The following is a 17,538-nucleotide window of genomic DNA, read 5'->3' on the forward strand; positions in this document are numbered from 1 at the left end:
GCCAGCTACCAGCAAAATTGCTACTATAAGCGTCATAATACAAAAATAGTCATGCGATGGGATTACTATGCCGTTACCTTTAATAAAGCCTTATTTATCTAAATTTTTATCAAAGAAACTTAGCTTGGCGCTACTGACTAGCTTAGCATTGGTGGCTTGTAGTCCAGCCGATGATGCTGATACCAATGCTGAAGACCCTGTGACAGATGCGCCTCAAACGGAAGCCATTAACAATGCTACTAATGAGGTTTCACGTGAAACAACGGCTGAGCAAAATGACGTAGCGCCGATTGAGCAACCTATTACTATCTTGGCACTTGGCGATTCTCTGACCGAAGGCTTAGGTGTAAATTCTAATGACAATTACCCTGCCCAATTGGAAGCAACGCTAAAGGACATGGGCTACAAGAACGTCAAAGTCGTCAATTCAGGACTTAGCGGTGAGACCAGTACGGGTCTTGTCAATCGTTTAGACTGGGTGGCCCAAACCAAGCCTGACATTACCATTTTGACCATCGGTGCTAATGACGCTATTCGCGGTATCGATGTGGCAACGGTTGAGGATAATATCCGTACCGCCGTCAAACGCTTACAAGATAATGGTAGTGAAGTCATCTTGGGCGGCATGCAAATTTATGACAATCTTGGCTCTGACTACGTAGACTCGTTTGCCGCGATTTATCCACGCGTCGCTAAAGATATGAACGTCACGCTGATTCCGTTCTTTTTAGACGGTGTGGGCGGTGACCCTGAGCTCAACCAAACCGATGCCATTCATCCAACCAAAGATGGCTACACGATTATCGTTAATGATAATATCCTGCCAATCTTAGCGCCTAAGCTTGAAGCCCTTGTAGAAGAAGCACTTATAGAGAATGAAAGCAATTGATTTGACTGATTAACAACACTTAGCAAGCCAGCGCAAGTAACAGACAATACGTCAACTGAGACCCTGTAATGACCTTATCAAATTCGACTGTACCATCATCAACACCAACATCAGAATCTATATCAAATTCTGCACAGCAAGCCTTACTTACTGCCTCGCATCTCACTAAAACCGTACAAGTCGGTGAGCAATCGCTGTCTATTATCAAGGACGTTAGTATTCATGTCGATGCTGGCGAGTTCGTGGTCATTATGGGTAAGTCAGGCTCAGGTAAATCAACTTTGCTTGGTTTGCTAGCAGCGCTAGATTATCCAGATAGTGGCTCGGTTGAGCTGGCTGGACAGACATTAAGCAGTCTTGATGAAGATGCTCTCGCTGTGATTCGTCAACGTGATATGGGCTTCGTCTTTCAATCGTTTCACCTATTACCAACTTTGACGGTGGCGGAAAATATTGCCTTCCCACTTGATATCGCTCGACGTCCGAATAAAGCACGCGTCAACGAATTGATTGAAGCTGTCGATTTGGGTCATCGACGTAACAGCTTACCCAATCAACTATCAGGCGGTGAGCAACAGCGCACGGCGGTGGCTCGATCACTGGTATCGCAGCCAAAGATTGTATTTGCTGATGAGCCAACAGGTAATCTAGATGAGCAAAATGCTGATCAAGTAATGAACCTGCTATTAGATTTACGCCAGCAGACGGGTTCAGCACTCGTCGTTGTGACTCATGATCCTGCGCTTGCTGACATGGCGGATCGCGTTATTACCATGCATGACGGTATGATAGATGGATCGACACTTAATGGATAATATGGATAAAGAGTCAAATTATTCCGGTGGTATGATAAGCCAGCTTTTTACTCGCGATCTAGGCTCGCAAGCGTTAAGTCGCAGCTGGTGGCGGCGCTGGGTATATCCAGTGCTGTATTTATTAACGCTCACACTATCGCTTGCCACCTACCTCACTCTTGACTCTATCCAGCAGTCTGTTGATAGCTACATCACTGACAATCAGCGCGCGCTAATCGGTGGCGACCTGATACTTGAGAGCAATCAAGACTGGCCAGCGGACATTTTAAAGCAAGTCCAAACCCTACCTGACGACCAAATCGTCTACGATCATCAGTTCAGCTCTATGGTCGTCACCGACGAGCAAACCTTACTGGTGCGCGTCAAAGGTATCACGCCTGCTTATCCGCTATACGGAACAGCAGAAACGGCATCAAACAAACCGTTATGGCAACAGCTCAAGCCTGACACCGTGGTCGTCGCGCCAGAAGTCCTGCAAGGTATCAATGCCAGTATTGGCGATAGCATTACTATTGGCGAAGGGCAATTTACCATCAGCGATGTACTGACCAAAGAGCCGGACCGTCCGCTCAGTGCCTTTGACTTTGGCGGGCATGTACTCATGCAAGCGGACGCACTGGAAGCAACCAACTTACTCGGTCAACGTAGCCGCGTGCGTTATCGCATTGAGATGGCAGGAGACGCTGAAACCATAGAGCCACTACGTGAGAAGTTAGAGCAAACCCTGACCAGCTACCCTGATATTAGACTATCTGATATCGATTCAGAGGACACGCAAATATCGCGTATCTCTGACAATGTATTGATGTTTTTAAAACTACTGGTCATCGCGGTATTGCTATTATCTGCAGTGGCAATGTATGGGGTCATCACGGCTTTTGTGACCAAGCAGCAGTCTAATAATGCGATTCGCTTGGCCTTAGGTGAGCCGCTCAATTCTCTCAAACGTAGCTACTATCAGCTACTGATAGCGACCACTGTTATCGCTTGTATCGCAGCGAGTATACTGAGTTTCGGCTTACTGCAAATTGATCAGCCGTACCTTATTGCCATCCTGCCAGCAGACGTTGGCTTAGCCATCAACCCTGTCAGTATAATCAAAACCATCATAATCGCTCTCGTACTGACCTTACTGATTGCCCAGCGCGGCTTAAGCACTCTTAGCATTACTAAGCCTGCAACCTTACTCAATCAAGGTGCTAGTCAGCAATCACAAAACCTGCCTTGGTATCGACGCCTACCCCTACTATGGTACGGGCTGATGCTGGTAGGACTGTATGTGTTTTTTGCTTATGAAGTTGGCTCATTAACATTCGGCGCGCAGCTACTTGCTGGTTTAATTGCCTTTGTGGCGATATTTTGGCTATTGGCACGCGCTTGGCTATGGCTGCTGACCAAATTGGCGATGAATACTGATATCAGTTGGATGAAGCGCATTGCTATTCATAACCTTGCGCGTAAAGGTAACCAGTCTGCGCTGTTCTTTGTCACCCTATCGCTATCAGTCGCTGTCCTCACGCTCATCACCACACTCAATCATAGTATCAATGCCCAGTTTATTAATGCGTATCCTGAAGATGCGCCCAATTTATTTTTGCTAGATGTACAAAGCGATCAACATGAAGATATTAATGACTTAATCGGTGCGCCAGTGAGCTACTATCCGGTCATTCGCGCACGTGTGGTCACCGCGAATGATGTACCCGCACAAGATATCGAGCCTGCTGATGGCTTTGATGAGCCCACCCGTGTCTTTAACTTAAGCTACGCAGATACGGTGATGGACACTGAGTTTATCACTGATGCGGTAGAAGACAATGAGCTGTACTCGCCTATCGAGGCTATCGAAGCTGATGGTCAACAAGGCCAAACGCCACAGATTGCACCACTGTCTATTTTAGATACCGCGGCAGGTATGCTCAATGTCGGCATGGGTGATCGGGTGGTCTTTAATATTCAAGGTATCGAAATCGTCGGGCAGATTACCAGTATTCGCTCACGTTACGAGCGTGGCCCAAGTCCTTATTTTTATTTCTTGTTTGAGCCATCGGTGCTATCTGCTGCCCCGCAAATCCAATTTGCCACCGCGCATGTGGCAGAAGATGCTATCCCAGAGCTGCAAGGCAAACTGGTACGCGAATTCCCTGCCGTCACTACCATTGACGGTACGGCAATCGCTGAGCAAGTCCAAGAGCTGGTGGTACAAATGAGCCGCTTGGTCTATGTCTTTACGCTGCTAGCATTGCTGACGGGCGTCATGGTGTTGATTAGCTCGCTCCTGTCCACCTCGCAAGATCGCATGACGGAGAGCGCCTCGTTTAGGCTATTAGGGATGCAAAAGCGCGACTTGTATATGCTCAATATCCTAGAATTAAGCGTGCTTGGTATTAGTGCGGCGACATTTGCGGTGGTTATCGCCAGCGTTGGCGCATGGGCTGCGATTACCCAATGGTTTAACCTACGCTTTAGTGTGCCGTGGACAAGCTTAGGCATTGGCGGTGCAGCATTAGTTGCCTTGTTATTTGGCATTGCTATTATTTATGTGCGCTTGGTGATTGGACGTGGGATTATGGCAAGGGTTAGGGCTATGATTTAGAGGTCGGAAGTTTAGTAAATTTTAATGCGGGATTATTTGTAGCGGAAACCTACTATCCGCTATTATCTGCTTAGCCAATAACATGCGGACTACAGTAGCTGGTAGCGTTGCTGTTACCTCGACACCACCTCCAGCCAAGTCCGCATCGCCATTATCGTCAGCAGGATAGCCGCTACTGTCAGGGTTAAACCGCACCCCAAGGCGACTATTCAAACAACTTTAAAGAAGATATAGAGTATCCAGACAGTTCATTTAAGAAAGAATGATCTTTAAGAGCGTTACAGAAACGTTAAGTGGAAGGAGGATGCCTCAACATCAGGTGTGTGGCACACAATACTGCTATTATATGCGCTCAGGAAGTTGCTCATGAAAGGTCGGCAAACCCACATAAACCTTATTATAACGATTTATTTCTGTTTACAACTATCCGATTTGCTCGAAAGCTCAATCTAAAACACTATAGACGAAGCTGTTTCAGAGGGAAAGTAATATTGGCATGATCCCCTTCTACCTAGAAAGATAACCCATTAATATTGTAATTTCAACTCATTACGCTCTATAAGTCGTTTAATATTAAAATCTCTCCAATTTACAAACCAGTAGCTATCTTCAAGCACGTTGACACAAGATTCAATCGTATGGGGTAGTTGCTTTATATCATCATTAGCTAACTTCAAAGCTCTTACTCTTACATCAAAAGGAATGTATGGACAACATAGTAAATCTAGTAATAAGTGAACTAACTCAGAATCATCCTTAATTACATTATATGAGCTAAGTCTACTCATAGCTATACTGATAACTTTATTCTTAATTTCGATATATTCACTATGGTTGTTGAAATAATAAAGCAAAGAAATAATCTCAAAATAATTAAGGTCATCACTACTATTAATTAAGCCTTCAAAATAATTAGGTGGAAGTCTAAAGTGATCTCCAAAGTTACTAGTTATTAGCACTACATTTAGCTTTTCAATAGATATATACCCTTTGCGCCTCTCACTTTTATATCTATCAAAGCTAATTTCTTTTATTGTATTAACAACAAGACTCTTTATTCTTGGCGAGTAGATTTTAAGATTAATATTAGATTCAAGAAAATCTAGTAAAGATATTATTACTTTGGCTACTTTACTTGAAGCGTTGATAGTAGGATAAACTTTGTAATAAAAAAATATCAGTTCTATCATTAATTCTATGTTACTAATAAAAACTTCATTCGAGCCTTCATTAGTAATATATTTATCATAAAATTCAATAGAATAGCTTATCCGGTTTGTAAAAAAGGATACTAAATAAGATGAAACTTGAGCATAGCCGCTATTACTGTTTGATTTGACAACCAGTCTTACTTCATCCATAAATTTGTTCATGAACCTATCTTTTCTATAGATTTTACTATGCAAATACTCACGTTTTTTTAAGTAATTTTCCTGAAATACTTTACTTTCAAAATAATTTAAACACCTTGTTAAAGCTACTATCGTTTTAGATTTTTCAGTAAAAAAAGGTCTTTCAAACTTAGATAATTTTTCGTTATTAATATAAAGATTATAATCCGATAAGCGGTCACTGATAACAGCAGAAACTGTTTTACAGATTTCATCCGTCATCCCAAAAACAATATAATCATCTACATATCTCAGTACCTGATAATCTTCTTTATTATAAAGTGAGTAAACAGTATCCAGCTCTTTCTCGATATTCGTATCAATATCTTGAAATATTATTTCTGCGAAAATACGGCTAAATTCTGATCCAACTGGAATACCGTTAGTTTCATTAGCGTTACTTCTCTGCATTATAGTATCTAGTTTTTGAGAAAACTGATTACTCCATCTGACATAACTACCTTTTATATAGTCTTTATTTTTAGAAGCCCAAGAGATTGTATGTGTATATATACTGTCAAAACAATTAGCAACATCTAGCATATACATGTGTGAGAACTTAGCCTCCATCTCTCTATAGAGAGGAGACGTGTAGAACTTGTATATACGATCGTACCCTTTATAAGAATAGAATGAAGAAGAATGTTTTTTAAAAATTTCTTCCTCAATAGTATCTATTCGAACCTCTTTATAAGACCTTTGTAATACTTCTGGCTCTTTTTTATTCAGATAAAAGGAATTACAAATTCTTATAGGACTTCTAATTGAGAAATTATTTTTATCACATAATGATAATAACATGTCAGAATTCTCTCTATACACTTCGAGGTAATTCATTTGTGATCTTGGATGTACTAAAGACAATGTTCTAAGTCTAAGCTCATTCTTGATTATCTTATATTTAAATGGTTCAGACTTACTCTTTTGAAGTTCGTTTCTTTTTTTAACTGATAAATTCTCATCTAATTCGGGTCTAATCAGCAGATCGTATAAGTACTTAACAACTTTTGTTCTTTGGCTGTCTTTATCATTTTTGACTATATGACTATTAATATATAGTCCAGCATTACTAAATATTATAGGTACATCGGATGGAATCGTATCTGTCAGCAAAGCTCTAAAATAATCTTTTTTATCCAACTTTATTGGTTTCATTTAGTATCTCCAAGCGTCTTTGATAAGTCGAAGTCTGTCTGGAGAAAATCTTTTATAGTTGTTATTCAGAAATCCTTTTTCAAAAGAATAGTTGAGTAGTAATCTTTTTTGACTATTACTCAGAGTATGACTGTTTGCAACTCTACTACTCATAGGCGCTTTAAGTATCAACCTTCTTAAATAAACATCTATTTTTTTAAGGCTTTCAGAACTACTATCTATATTGACATTGCTATAGTAAAGACCTGTTGCAAACACTTTTGTTGTTTTCTTATCTTTCATTAATCTATTCGAAGTTAAAAAAGCTAGCCTGTCTTCTAGTAACTTATAATCACCGGTCTTTAGATAACAGTAAATAGTTCTATAAATTCTAGTTTTTATTTTTTTTATTTTGGATTGAGACAGACAAACTCGAACCTCCCTAAATATCGACTGATTAGCGCTCTTACTCTGTAATTGATTATCTTCTACTTTATACTCATACCCTAAATATTCGAAAACTGCTACTTCAGAATATATTTGTTTCCTTTTTGGTACATCTATTATTTTTTGCTTATTGTAGTTAAAAGAAAGCTCGTTAGGTAGGAAAGACTTTATAAGCCTTAGAAACTTTTTCTTATCCTCAAATCCCGATGAGATAATTATTATATCGTCTACATATCTTGAGTAGAAAAAAACGTCATTTTGAACACGAACCTTATTATCGAAGTCTTGAAGAACTAGTTCTGCAAGTGATGGACTGAACTCAAGTCCTCTCGGTAACCCAATTCCTCCAGAATTTTGTACATCGTCTATAATTCTTTCAGTTAATATCTTAGTCTGATTACTAATATTTTTGTGAGTCAAAGCCTTTCTGATAGTATCAATATTAATGCTTTCAAAGAACGATTTGATGTCTAGGCGATATATTCTGTAGCTAGTACCTTCTTTTAGATGTTGTAAAAGCTGACGAGATATTTCATTTCTACTTTTATTTTTCTTTAATGGTAACCTTATATTTGATGTTAAATTGCGAGCTAGTGTTACTTGATGAAAGCTCTTCAAACTATAATAAGGTTTGTTGTTTTTAATTATTTTTTGGATTTCAAAACATTCAGTTAATGAGTTGGAACAGTTAAAAGACTTATCTAGAATTTTCTTTTTCTCTTTCGATTTTATTGAGTTAGTATGTTTAGACATATCACTACTATAGATATGCTTATCGAGTGTCTTGTGTGTAATTGCCTGTCTTGTCATATTAAACTCAATTTTTCTCGTGTTTTTTAGATTATATCTATTTACCTACATAATTTAGGTTTTACCCTAAATTAATCTAATTATATGAAGTATTTGTTATTATTGATATGAAAAATTTATATTCTACTTTCCCCTAAGACCTGAGCTCATACACCGTAACTACTCCCTAAAATCCAATCGTCATTTTTCAATAAATAAGCCCGGCACTCATGCTAAAGAACGAGCCACTGGTAGAGTTAATTACGATAGCAAACATACGACTCACCAAATTATATCTAAGTTTACTGAACATAATAGTGGAGATTATTCGGTGAGTTACACCTTACCTTCATTCTCTACGAGAATTTGACAAGCTTAACGCACCCTACCGTCCAAACTCGAGTTAAGGTTTTAATTATCATAGTGAACTTAGCCATAGTAAGGTTTTTTAGCCCTGATTGTAGCGGTAGCTTGGTGGACTGTGGCGCTTACAGCACCTTGCACAGGAATGATCGCTCGGACGTTGGAACGCTACTGTGCCTAGGTGCTGTGCGCCGCAGACTGCCAACTACAAGCGAAAAGCAGGATTAGCTCCAAAACATTAAGCCCTTAAAACCCCAAGTATCAAACCCTCTCAATTCACATCTCAGTTATTTTAATCCTAACTATTTTCAATAAAGTCATTGATTTGCCGAGTGATTATCTTCCATAGTTTGACTTGCGAGGCTCGGCTGCCTGCACCCATATGCGGGGTTAGAATGACGCGAGGATGACCTTCATTGGCAAGCTGGACAATCGGGTCATTTTCGCCAGCAGGTTCTTGTTCAAATACGTCAGTAGCATAGCCGAGTATTTGCTCTTGTCTGACTGCGCTAGCTAGGGCCTCGCTATCGACAATCTTGCCACGGGCGACGTTGACCAGTAACGGTTTTTTGCTCATTTTGCTGAGGGTATCTTGGTTAATGAGATGTTTGGTTTCCTCGGTGAGCGGACAATGTATGGTGATGACATCGGAGTTGCTCAGAACGGTTTCAAAATCGGTGTAGTCGTCATTACGAGGCTTGCGACCTTGGCGCTCTGCCCACAGGACATTCATGTCATAGGCTTTGGCAAGCTTGGTAATCCGCTTGCCAATGTCACCGATACCTATCATACCGATGGTTAAGCCCTCAAGATCAATGGCCTCAGCATCGATGATATCGGCTCGCCCCTTCTGCTTCCATTCGCCACTTTTCACTTTGTTGTGGTAATTGATACTGGCACGCATGGCGCTAAGTAGTAGCATCATGGTGTGCTCGGCGACGGTGGCGCTGGCAAAACCTGGTGCGTTAAGGAGCGTGACGCCATTGTCTTCGCAGGCTTGTTTGTCGATATGGTTGGAGCCGACAGAGAGGAGCTGGATGAGTTTAAGATTGGGTAGCGCCTCAATCACTTCACGCTCGATACGTAGGGAGCCATTCATCATGATGTCGGCATCTTGACAGCGCTCAATGATGGTTTGGTTGTCTTGTGGGGTTTCTTCAAAGGTGACGTAGTCGGTTATTTTTTCGGGGGTAGGTCGCGCAAGGTCGGCGACAAATCTTTTTTCATCGAGTAATACGGCTTTCATGAGGGACTCCTTTTTTTAATCGTAGTAATCCATTTAGTAGTGGTCCATTATTTAGCAAGTACTATATAAGGATTGCGGCTGATGGTGTGTTAGCGTTTGTTGGGTATCGGACAAGCTCTTGTATAGTCAGGTCAGTATAAAAAGAATACAGTTAGACTGGGATAAATTTTTTGCAGCCTCTATCTGCGCAGGCACAGCACGCAAGAAAAATTTATCCCAGTCTAGCGTGTTAATGCAGTGTATCTATTTTATTTAGTATCGACTATATAGTAAGCGCTGTATCAAGCCAGGTTGTTTACTCCCCTTACCTTCGACATTTGTTATACTAGCCTAAATTTATCGATTAAATCCTCCCTTACACTTCTTTAAAACAGCACGGTAACCTTATGAAATTCTCCAAGTTTGGTCAGAAATTTACCCAGCCGACGGGCATCTCTCAGCTTATGGATGATCTAGGCGATGCGCTCAAAAGCGATCAGCCAGTCAATATGCTCGGCGGTGGTAATCCGGCGCGGATCGATGCGGTCAATGAAGTGTTTTTGCAGACCTACCAAGCGCTTGGGCAAGATATCCTCAATGCCGAACGAGATGCCAGCATAAAAGAGAAGCATTCGGACAACACTGCGCTTAATAGTATGAGTAACTACTCAAACCCTCAAGGTGATGCGGCGTTTATTGATGCGTTGGTCGAGTTCTTTAATCGTCATTATGATTGGAACTTGAGCGCGGACAATATTGCACTGACCAATGGTTCCCAGAACGCTTTCTTTTATTTGTTCAATTTATTTGGCGGAGCCTTTAGTGATAATAAGCTTGATGAGCACAACTCGGATGAACAAACGGTTGATAAGTCTATCCTGCTACCACTCGCCCCTGAATATATTGGCTATAGTGATGTACACGTCGATGGTCAGCACTTTATGTCGGTGTTGCCGCATATTGACGAAGTCAGCCATGATGGCGAAGAAGGCTTCTTTAAATATCGTGTGGATTTTGAGGCGTTAGAGAACTTACCAGCGCTCAAAGAAGGTCGTATTGGGGCGATTTGCTGCTCACGTCCGACCAACCCAACGGGCAACGTCTTGACTGATGAAGAAATGGAGCACTTAGCCGAGATTGCCAAACGCTATGATGTACCGCTAATCATCGATAACGCTTATGGTATGCCCTTCCCTAATATCATTTATTCTGACGTGCAGCTAAGCTGGGATGACAATACCATTCTTTGCTTTAGTCTCTCCAAGATTGGCCTGCCGGGGGTGCGTACAGGTGTCATCGTGGCAGCTCCTGAAGTGATCGCAGCGGTCAGTGCCATGAATGCAGTGGTTAACCTAGCCCCTACCCGCTTTGGTGCTGCTATTGCCAAGCCATTGGTAGAAAATGACCGTATCAAGCAGCTATCTGATAACGACATCAAGCCGTTTTATCAGCAGCAAGCAAAACTGGCTGTAAGACTTTTAAAAGAAGCGCTGGGTGATTATCCATTGATGATTCATAAGCCTGAAGGCGCAATATTCTTTTGGCTGTGGTTTAAAGACTTGCCGATTACCACCCTTGAGCTGTACGAGCGTCTTAAAGACAAAGGCACGCTCATTGTACCAAGTCAGTTCTTCTTCCCCGGTGTCGATGTCAGCGACTATCAGCACGCGCATGAATGTATTCGTATGAGTATCGCCGCGGATGAGCAGACGCTCACTGATGGTATTGCAGTGATTGGTGAAGTGGTGCGTGAGCTGTATGATAAGGCTAAATAAAAAGCCCTAGCCTTAAACGTAAAAAACGGACTAGCTAATAGTCCGTCTTTTTTTGCTATGTATATTTACAAACTCTTTAGCTAAGCTCTTTTAACAACGCTTTAGCACTCATCTTCCCAAAGTCATTAGCCGCTAGCGGGCCATCACCTGAAATGAGCTTCCTATCTTGATGTGTCTGTCCTGAGGCGAGTTTATTATCAATAGTGACGCCTAATTCCTCTAGTTTCTCCCCAAAGTACCACGGCATCGTACCGGGCAGATAACCTAACTTTGGCATTTGCTTGTCCATTCCCGTTGGGAACGCCACTATCTTATAGCCACTAAAAATAAAGTCGCGCTCAGAGTTGCTGACTTCATCGGAGCCATCAGGACTTTGCAAATTAGCAGCCAGTAAAGCTGCAGGTCCATGGCAAATCGCTAAGGTAAATAAATCCTTATCATAGCCCCAACGAAGCAGTTCACCAAGATTTTTGTCTTCAGGTAAGCCTAGCATTGCACCATGACCACCCGGAATAAAGATCGCTGCATAGTCTTTGCTATCTGCCATGTCGTTTTCGACAAAGTCGGCAATACTTTTTGGATTTTGCAGCTTTGACTCATACTCAGCGTAGATTTGGTTGACGTCATCATCTTCTTCTGGCATCGCCCACTGTTCGACTTTGACAGACTCTCCTGTTGGCGTAAAAACGTCCACATCAAAACCTGCTTTTTTAAAATGCAACAAAGGTACCATCATCTCAACGGGGTGGTTACCAGTATCGAACTTATTGCCGTTTTCCATAGTCATGTATTGCTCTTCAGTGCAGACCATGAGAATTTTTTTATTGCCTGTGTACGGTGTATCGTATTCAGTATTGTCGTAGTTGGTTTTGTTCGGTGCTGCTAGTTTTAGCGATGATGTCGAGGGTATATAAATTCCTGCTTCGGTCTCTTGTGGCTCTAATCCTAACGTGTCTTTGGCTTTGTCTAATATTTCTTGGATATTCAAGTCTTTAATATTCATAGCTTTTCCTATTTTATTATTGGTTATACTGTACGGATAACGAATTGATTAATAGTCAAAATCTACAAATCAAAGAGACAAGTAAATAACGTTACCCTTTAATTTTAAGGTAACAAACTGAAGAAGCGTTAAACAGATAAGACTTTTTAACTTTCGTAAACTTTGTAAAGCGCGGGTTGCGAAAATGCTAAGCGGTTGAATGCTAATCGGCTAAATAGTGAGGGCTTTAGTTAATTTACTTTAAAACCGATACAGTGCAGCTGGTATGAATTTTGCGAAGCCTCTGTCAGCGTAGACACAGCAAGCAAGGAAAATTTATACCAGTTGCACGTTAGTATGAGCGTATCGATTTTATTTCGAACTGACTATAGTTAAGTATTAGCTATTTTTAACGGGTTTTCTTTAACAGTTTACTCGGTGAATTGGTAGCCTGAAAGATGGTCGTCCATTTACTAAGCGCAAACAGCACAAAAGGTAGCAAGCAGGTATTGACCAAATCATGCAGGCTTGCCTTTATGTCTATCATTCCTAATGCAAAAAACCCTCTTGGCCTAATAATATGGCGGTTGTCTAAATACTCACCTGCTATGGCAACACCGATCACGACAATAAGAGCGAGAAAGGCTCTGATATTCTGACTTTTAATGATAGGGCGCAATATAAACAAGCAAAGCAGATAGACGCCGACACCGATATAGATATGTAGGGCGTCTTTAGCGAGGCCTGTCATATCAACGATGTTTAGTTTAAAGGTCGTAAAGTCCACTGAGTTTTCCGCGCATAATAGCTAACAATAGCTGAGGCCAATAATAAAAGGTGAGCTACGTTGACGTTAACTCACCTCTCAAACTTATATACTGTTTTGTCCGACTACACATCCCACTCAACGAAGTTCTTTAGCAGTTGCAAGCCAGCAGTGTGACTCTTTTCCGGATGGAATTGGGTGGCGAACAGATTGTCTTGAATAATGCTGGCGCAAAACGGCTGACCATAGTCGCAAACGGCCGCCACTTGTGAGCTATCGGCAGGCGCGCAGTAGTAGCTGTGTACAAAGTAAAAGTGCGCGTTATCCTCGATGCCTTGCCACAATGGATGACGATTATTCATTTCGGTAATAGTATTCCATCCCATATGCGGCACTTTAATCGTCGCGCCTTGCTCATCCGTCCACGATGGGTCAAAGGCTTCTACGTTGCCATTTAAGATGCTCAAACATTTGGTACCGCCATTCTCCGCGGACTGCTCAAACAATGCTTGCATACCCACACAGATGGCCATGACAGGCTTGTTAAAGATGGCGTCACGCACGACGTCATCGATACCAGCTTCACGCATACCAATCATACAGTCGCGCATGGCGCCGACACCAGGGAAAACAATCTTGTCGGCAGCAGCGACGACTTTTGGGTCATTGGTGATAGAGACGTCTGCACCTACCGCTGATAGTGCTTTGCCAGCTGAGTGCAAATTGCCCATGCCATAATCTAATAATGCTACTTTGGTCATTAATTGGTTCTCATTTTTGAATCGCTTTAATAGTACGCTCAGCTTGGCTGACACTCTATAGAAAAGCCTTAAGTGCGCTTTAGAACGCCTCTTTGGTCGACGGTAAGGTATTAAGCGCACGCTCATCATATTCACACGCCATACGCAGTGCACGCGCAAAGGCTTTAAAGGTAGATTCAATTTGGTGATGGCTGTTTTTGCCTTTGAGATTGTCTAAATGCACGGTCATCCACGAATGGTTAACGAAGCCGTAGAAAAACTCGCTAAACAAATCGACATCGAACTTACCTACGTGTGAACGGGTAAAAGGAATGTCCATATGCAAACCCGGACGACCTGAGAGATCAACGACTGCGCGCGTTAAAGCTTCATCAAGTGGCGCATAAAAATGCCCATAACGACGGATGCCTTTTTTATCGCCTAGGGCTTTATTAAAGGCTTGTCCAAGGGTAATGCCAGTATCTTCAACACTGTGGTGATCATCGATAAAGGTATCGCCCGTACATTTAATATCTAAGTCAAACAAACCGTGACGCTTGATTTGATCAATCATGTGATCCAAGAATGGCACACCAGTATCGACAACCCCTTGACCGGTTCCATCAAGATTGACTGTGCAAGTGATTTGCGTCTCAGCAGTATTGCGCTCAACGGTGGCCGTGCGTGCTGGGCGGCCGTGTAGATTTAAGTTTGAATCAGTTGTCATGGCTACTCTCTATCAATGAAAAGCAAACAATAAAAACAGGCCTAAAAAAGCCCGACGGGGTCCAAATGTGAGAACGATAAAACACAAATAGTCAAAAAAGCTAGTTATCATTAATAACGTTAAAAAATAATAACCTTATCATAGCAAACCCTACCATTTACCGCCATGACCACGCGTTAAACCACGTACAAAATCATCCTATTCTGCTAAAATACTGTATCAAGTTTTATCAATCATGATTACCCACGCCCCATCAAGCAATGCTATATCAAATAATAGCAATAGGAATTTGTCATGCCTTTAGAAGCCATCGCTATCAATAGTTTGGACGCGCCCCTTATCAAAAAGCCTGCCCGCGACAATGAGCTGTCTGAGCGCTTGCATGCCTTATACGATAGCGATGATACGCAGCCTAGTGGCGTAGAAGTATTAAATATCGTTGCGCAAGGTTTTAAACGTGGGCAATATTTATACGTCGGTATGTTTAATGATAAACCCATCGCCGCTGTTGCCTGCTTCGATGACGGGCAAACCAATGCCAAGCGCTTGCAGTATTTGACCGTACACCCGCAAAATAAAGGCCGCGCCATTGATGCCAAGTTTATTAAATTGGTCTATGATGCTGAGGTTAAAAAAGGTGTTCGTGAGTTTGTCCCTGTTGATACAGACATTCATCGTATTATGAGCGAGTATGAGCTACTGCGTGTTAAAGAGTGAGCAAAAGTAACATTGTCTTTATTTTGACTGCTTATACCCACCCATTTTTAAGCTTTTCTCATAATTATGCAAAAATAGCTTGACAGCAACGCGTATATTTAGTTTAATAGCGACCTCAACGAGACGGCTCGATAGCTCAGTAGGTAGAGCAACGGATTGAAAATCCGTGTGTCGGCAGTTCGATCCTGCCTCGAGCCACCATTCGTTTGACGAATTCTAAAAAGCCCCGAACAGCAATGTTTGGGGCTTTTTTTATGTTTAATTTTTGGTTCGATCTATTCTTGATACAACCGGCCGCGTAAGAGCAGCTGACAGCGCTCACGCGAGTCTAGGTCATAAATCGTGGCACGGTAATCAATACCGTGACGCCCTTCAAAAAATATCACCCGATCGCTCACTGCTAAAAAACAAGACGTACGGGCATCATAGATAAAACCATCAATCACGAATGCCAAATCACGATCTATCTCGCTCACGGTATAACTCTCGCCTTGCGGTATCAAACGCTCAAACCACGCGCTATGAGCGGCATTAGTGCTTAGCACACTTACAAGCATCAGCGCTGATAGTATGAATGCGCGCTTTAATGACATCGTAAAAGTCGAGCTAGCTAGACTGCTTTTATTTACGATATTTTTACTAACTGTCATGACATCTACCTGCTGAGGCCTGCCCAATGATTGTTTCTACTAACGACGCTTCTCATGCTAAACGCTTACTGTCACGGTTACATAACATTTTTGTGCTGTTTTTTAGACAGGGGTGCTCAGTATACTCGATAGTCTTGATAATGATAAATTTGATAGCTAAATACTAAAAAGATGACTACGAATAGGAAAAAACGATGAGAGAGTTTGATTATGATTTGGATTATAAAAACTTAGATTTGCGCGCACAGCCTGAGCTGTATCGCGTCGGTCGCGGTGAACAAGGCGTATTACTGGTAGAGCCTTATAAGTCCGAAATCCTACCGCACTGGCGCTTTGCCACGCCTGATATTGCGACAGAAAGCAGCGAGACTATTTATCAGATGTTTTTAGATTATCTGGCGGATGATGACTTTGTCGGTGCAGATATGGCGCGCAAATTTATTCAGATGGGCTATACCCGCGCCCGCCGCTATGCCAATCATAAAGGCGGCAAAAAGTATAAAGGGGCGGTACCTGATGATAAAAAAGGTCAAAGCGGGGCCCATGGTCGAGAAGAGCTACCACGGCAAGAGGAAGATCCAATTAAAGCAGAATCTGCCCGTATTTTTAAACAAAAATGGGATGAATGCCGCAAAAATGAAACCTATCTAAAGATGAAAAAGGAACACCACGCGCGCTATAAAGAGGTTGAATAAGTCAGCGTAATATATATTCTAATCTTAAATCTTTGCTATGCTTAGTGGCTAGGACCTAGATAAGGCGCATTCAAAGACATTTTATATACACACTGATGAGTAAAAATTTTATGCAAGACAAACAACTGCTAATTTTTGATTTCGATGGCACCTTAATTGATAGTGTGCCCGATTTGGCTGATGCGACCAATGCCATGCTGACCACGCTTGGCAAAGAGACCTATCCTCTCGACACCATACGTAATTGGGTCGGTAATGGCTCAAGAATGTTGGTTGAACGCGCGTTAGTAGGGAAGATCGAAGTGTTAGAAGGTGAATTGAAGATTGATGAAGCCGATCATGCAGAGGAAGTATTTTTTGCCGTTTACAAAGATATTAGCGGTAGCAAAACCGTCGCCTACCCAGATGTAGACAATGGACTAAAAAAGCTAAAGGCAGCAGGCTATACGTTGGCATTAGTGACCAATAAACCTGTACGTTTTGTACCGAAAATCCTGCAAACCTTTGGCTGGCAGGACTTATTTAGTGCCGTGCTCGGTGGGGATAGCTTAACTCTCAAAAAGCCGGATCCTGCGCCACTATTACACGTCTGTGAGGCCCTAAATGCTACTCCAGAACAAGCGATTATGATTGGCGACTCAAGAAACGATATATTGGCTGGACAAAAAGCCAATATGGACACCCTTGGCCTGTCTTATGGTTATAACTATGGACAAGATATTCGGGAGCTAAATCCTACTCAAGCATTTGATGATTTTGCCGCTTTGGTTGATTACCTTTTAAAAAATAAGTAAATAGCTCTCTTTATCCTACACTACCCTTTAAAATTGTGACGAG

Annotated in this window: 16 protein-coding genes and 1 tRNA gene; 8 read left to right on the top strand and 9 right to left on the bottom strand. The window is 41.9% G+C overall.

The window, feature by feature from the left end:
* Nucleotides 1-67 precede the first annotated feature (67 nt).
* From Q0895_RS12040 to Q0895_RS12050, 3 genes are all read left to right on the top strand, one after another.
* A complete protein-coding gene (locus Q0895_RS12040) occupies nucleotides 68-889 on the top strand; it encodes an arylesterase (RefSeq protein ID WP_299189257.1) in 822 nt (273 codons plus the stop codon).
* A gap of 68 nt (nucleotides 890-957) precedes the next feature.
* The gene (locus tag Q0895_RS12045; protein WP_299189259.1) at nucleotides 958-1,704 is read left to right on the top strand and encodes an ABC transporter ATP-binding protein; all 747 of its coding nucleotides are present in this window, start codon (nucleotides 958-960) and stop codon (nucleotides 1,702-1,704) included.
* Nucleotides 1,682-4,300 carry an FtsX-like permease family protein gene (locus Q0895_RS12050; RefSeq protein WP_299189262.1) on the top strand — a complete coding sequence of 873 codons (2,619 nt, stop codon included), beginning with the start codon at nucleotides 1,682-1,684 and terminating at the stop codon, nucleotides 4,298-4,300. Before Q0895_RS12045 ends, Q0895_RS12050 begins: the two co-directional genes overlap by 23 nt.
* A 21-nt stretch (nucleotides 4,301-4,321) precedes the next feature.
* Here the strand turns inward: Q0895_RS12050 and Q0895_RS12055 are convergent, their stop codons facing one another.
* The 4 genes from Q0895_RS12055 to Q0895_RS12070 form a co-directional block, all read right to left on the bottom strand.
* The gene (locus Q0895_RS12055; RefSeq protein ID WP_299189265.1) at nucleotides 4,322-4,513 is read right to left on the bottom strand and encodes a hypothetical protein; all 192 of its coding nucleotides are present in this window, start codon (nucleotides 4,511-4,513) and stop codon (nucleotides 4,322-4,324) included.
* A gap of 314 nt (nucleotides 4,514-4,827) precedes the next feature.
* Nucleotides 4,828-6,846: an antiviral reverse transcriptase Drt3b gene (gene drt3b, locus Q0895_RS12060; RefSeq protein WP_299189268.1), complete on the bottom strand. Its 2,019-nt coding sequence runs from the start codon at nucleotides 6,844-6,846 to the stop codon at nucleotides 4,828-4,830.
* On the bottom strand, nucleotides 6,847-8,082 hold the full coding sequence (gene drt3a / locus Q0895_RS12065) for an antiviral reverse transcriptase Drt3a (protein WP_299189270.1): 1,236 nt from the start codon (nucleotides 8,080-8,082) through the stop codon (nucleotides 6,847-6,849).
* A 640-nt stretch (nucleotides 8,083-8,722) separates the two neighbouring features.
* Nucleotides 8,723-9,670: an NAD(P)-dependent oxidoreductase gene (locus tag Q0895_RS12070; protein ID WP_299189271.1), complete on the bottom strand. Its 948-nt coding sequence runs from the start codon at nucleotides 9,668-9,670 to the stop codon at nucleotides 8,723-8,725.
* 386 nt (nucleotides 9,671-10,056) lie between these two features.
* Between Q0895_RS12070 and Q0895_RS12075 the strand changes: the two genes are divergently transcribed.
* Nucleotides 10,057-11,424, top strand: a complete 1,368-nt coding sequence (locus tag Q0895_RS12075) for a valine--pyruvate transaminase (protein WP_299189273.1) — start codon at nucleotides 10,057-10,059, stop codon at nucleotides 11,422-11,424.
* A gap of 76 nt (nucleotides 11,425-11,500) precedes the next feature.
* Here Q0895_RS12075 and Q0895_RS12080 read toward each other — a convergent pair whose 3' ends face one another.
* The 4 genes from Q0895_RS12080 to hisB form a co-directional block, all read right to left on the bottom strand.
* A complete protein-coding gene (locus tag Q0895_RS12080) occupies nucleotides 11,501-12,427 on the bottom strand; it encodes a DJ-1/PfpI family protein (protein ID WP_299189274.1) in 927 nt (308 codons plus the stop codon).
* Nucleotides 12,428-12,815: 388 nt separating this feature from the next.
* Nucleotides 12,816-13,193: a hypothetical protein gene (locus tag Q0895_RS12085; protein ID WP_299189276.1), complete on the bottom strand. Its 378-nt coding sequence runs from the start codon at nucleotides 13,191-13,193 to the stop codon at nucleotides 12,816-12,818.
* Nucleotides 13,194-13,297: 104 nt separating this feature from the next.
* On the bottom strand, nucleotides 13,298-13,933 hold the full coding sequence (hisH, locus tag Q0895_RS12090; RefSeq protein ID WP_299189279.1) for an imidazole glycerol phosphate synthase subunit HisH: 636 nt from the start codon (nucleotides 13,931-13,933) through the stop codon (nucleotides 13,298-13,300).
* 79 nt (nucleotides 13,934-14,012) lie between these two features.
* On the bottom strand, nucleotides 14,013-14,639 hold the full coding sequence (hisB, locus tag Q0895_RS12095; RefSeq protein WP_058369767.1) for an imidazoleglycerol-phosphate dehydratase HisB: 627 nt from the start codon (nucleotides 14,637-14,639) through the stop codon (nucleotides 14,013-14,015).
* Between the two features lie 294 nt (nucleotides 14,640-14,933).
* Between hisB and Q0895_RS12100 the strand changes: the two genes are divergently transcribed.
* Nucleotides 14,934-15,356 carry a hypothetical protein gene (locus Q0895_RS12100; RefSeq protein ID WP_299189281.1) on the top strand — a complete coding sequence of 141 codons (423 nt, stop codon included), beginning with the start codon at nucleotides 14,934-14,936 and terminating at the stop codon, nucleotides 15,354-15,356.
* 125 nt (nucleotides 15,357-15,481) lie between these two features.
* Nucleotides 15,482-15,557 (top strand) — tRNA-Phe (locus Q0895_RS12105).
* 74 nt (nucleotides 15,558-15,631) lie between these two features.
* Here Q0895_RS12105 and Q0895_RS12110 read toward each other — a convergent pair.
* A complete protein-coding gene (locus tag Q0895_RS12110; RefSeq protein WP_299189283.1) occupies nucleotides 15,632-16,006 on the bottom strand; it encodes a hypothetical protein in 375 nt (124 codons plus the stop codon).
* Nucleotides 16,007-16,200: 194 nt separating this feature from the next.
* Between Q0895_RS12110 and Q0895_RS12115 the strand changes: the two genes are divergently transcribed.
* Nucleotides 16,201-16,701 carry a DUF4385 domain-containing protein gene (locus tag Q0895_RS12115; RefSeq protein ID WP_299189287.1) on the top strand — a complete coding sequence of 167 codons (501 nt, stop codon included), beginning with the start codon at nucleotides 16,201-16,203 and terminating at the stop codon, nucleotides 16,699-16,701.
* Nucleotides 16,702-16,811: 110 nt separating this feature from the next.
* A complete protein-coding gene (locus Q0895_RS12120) occupies nucleotides 16,812-17,495 on the top strand; it encodes a phosphoglycolate phosphatase (protein ID WP_299189289.1) in 684 nt (227 codons plus the stop codon).
* Nucleotides 17,496-17,538: the final 43 nt, after the last annotated feature.

The sequence above is a fragment of the uncultured Psychrobacter sp. genome (assembly GCF_947495825.1).
Taxonomy (GTDB): Bacteria; Pseudomonadota; Gammaproteobacteria; order Pseudomonadales; family Moraxellaceae; genus Psychrobacter.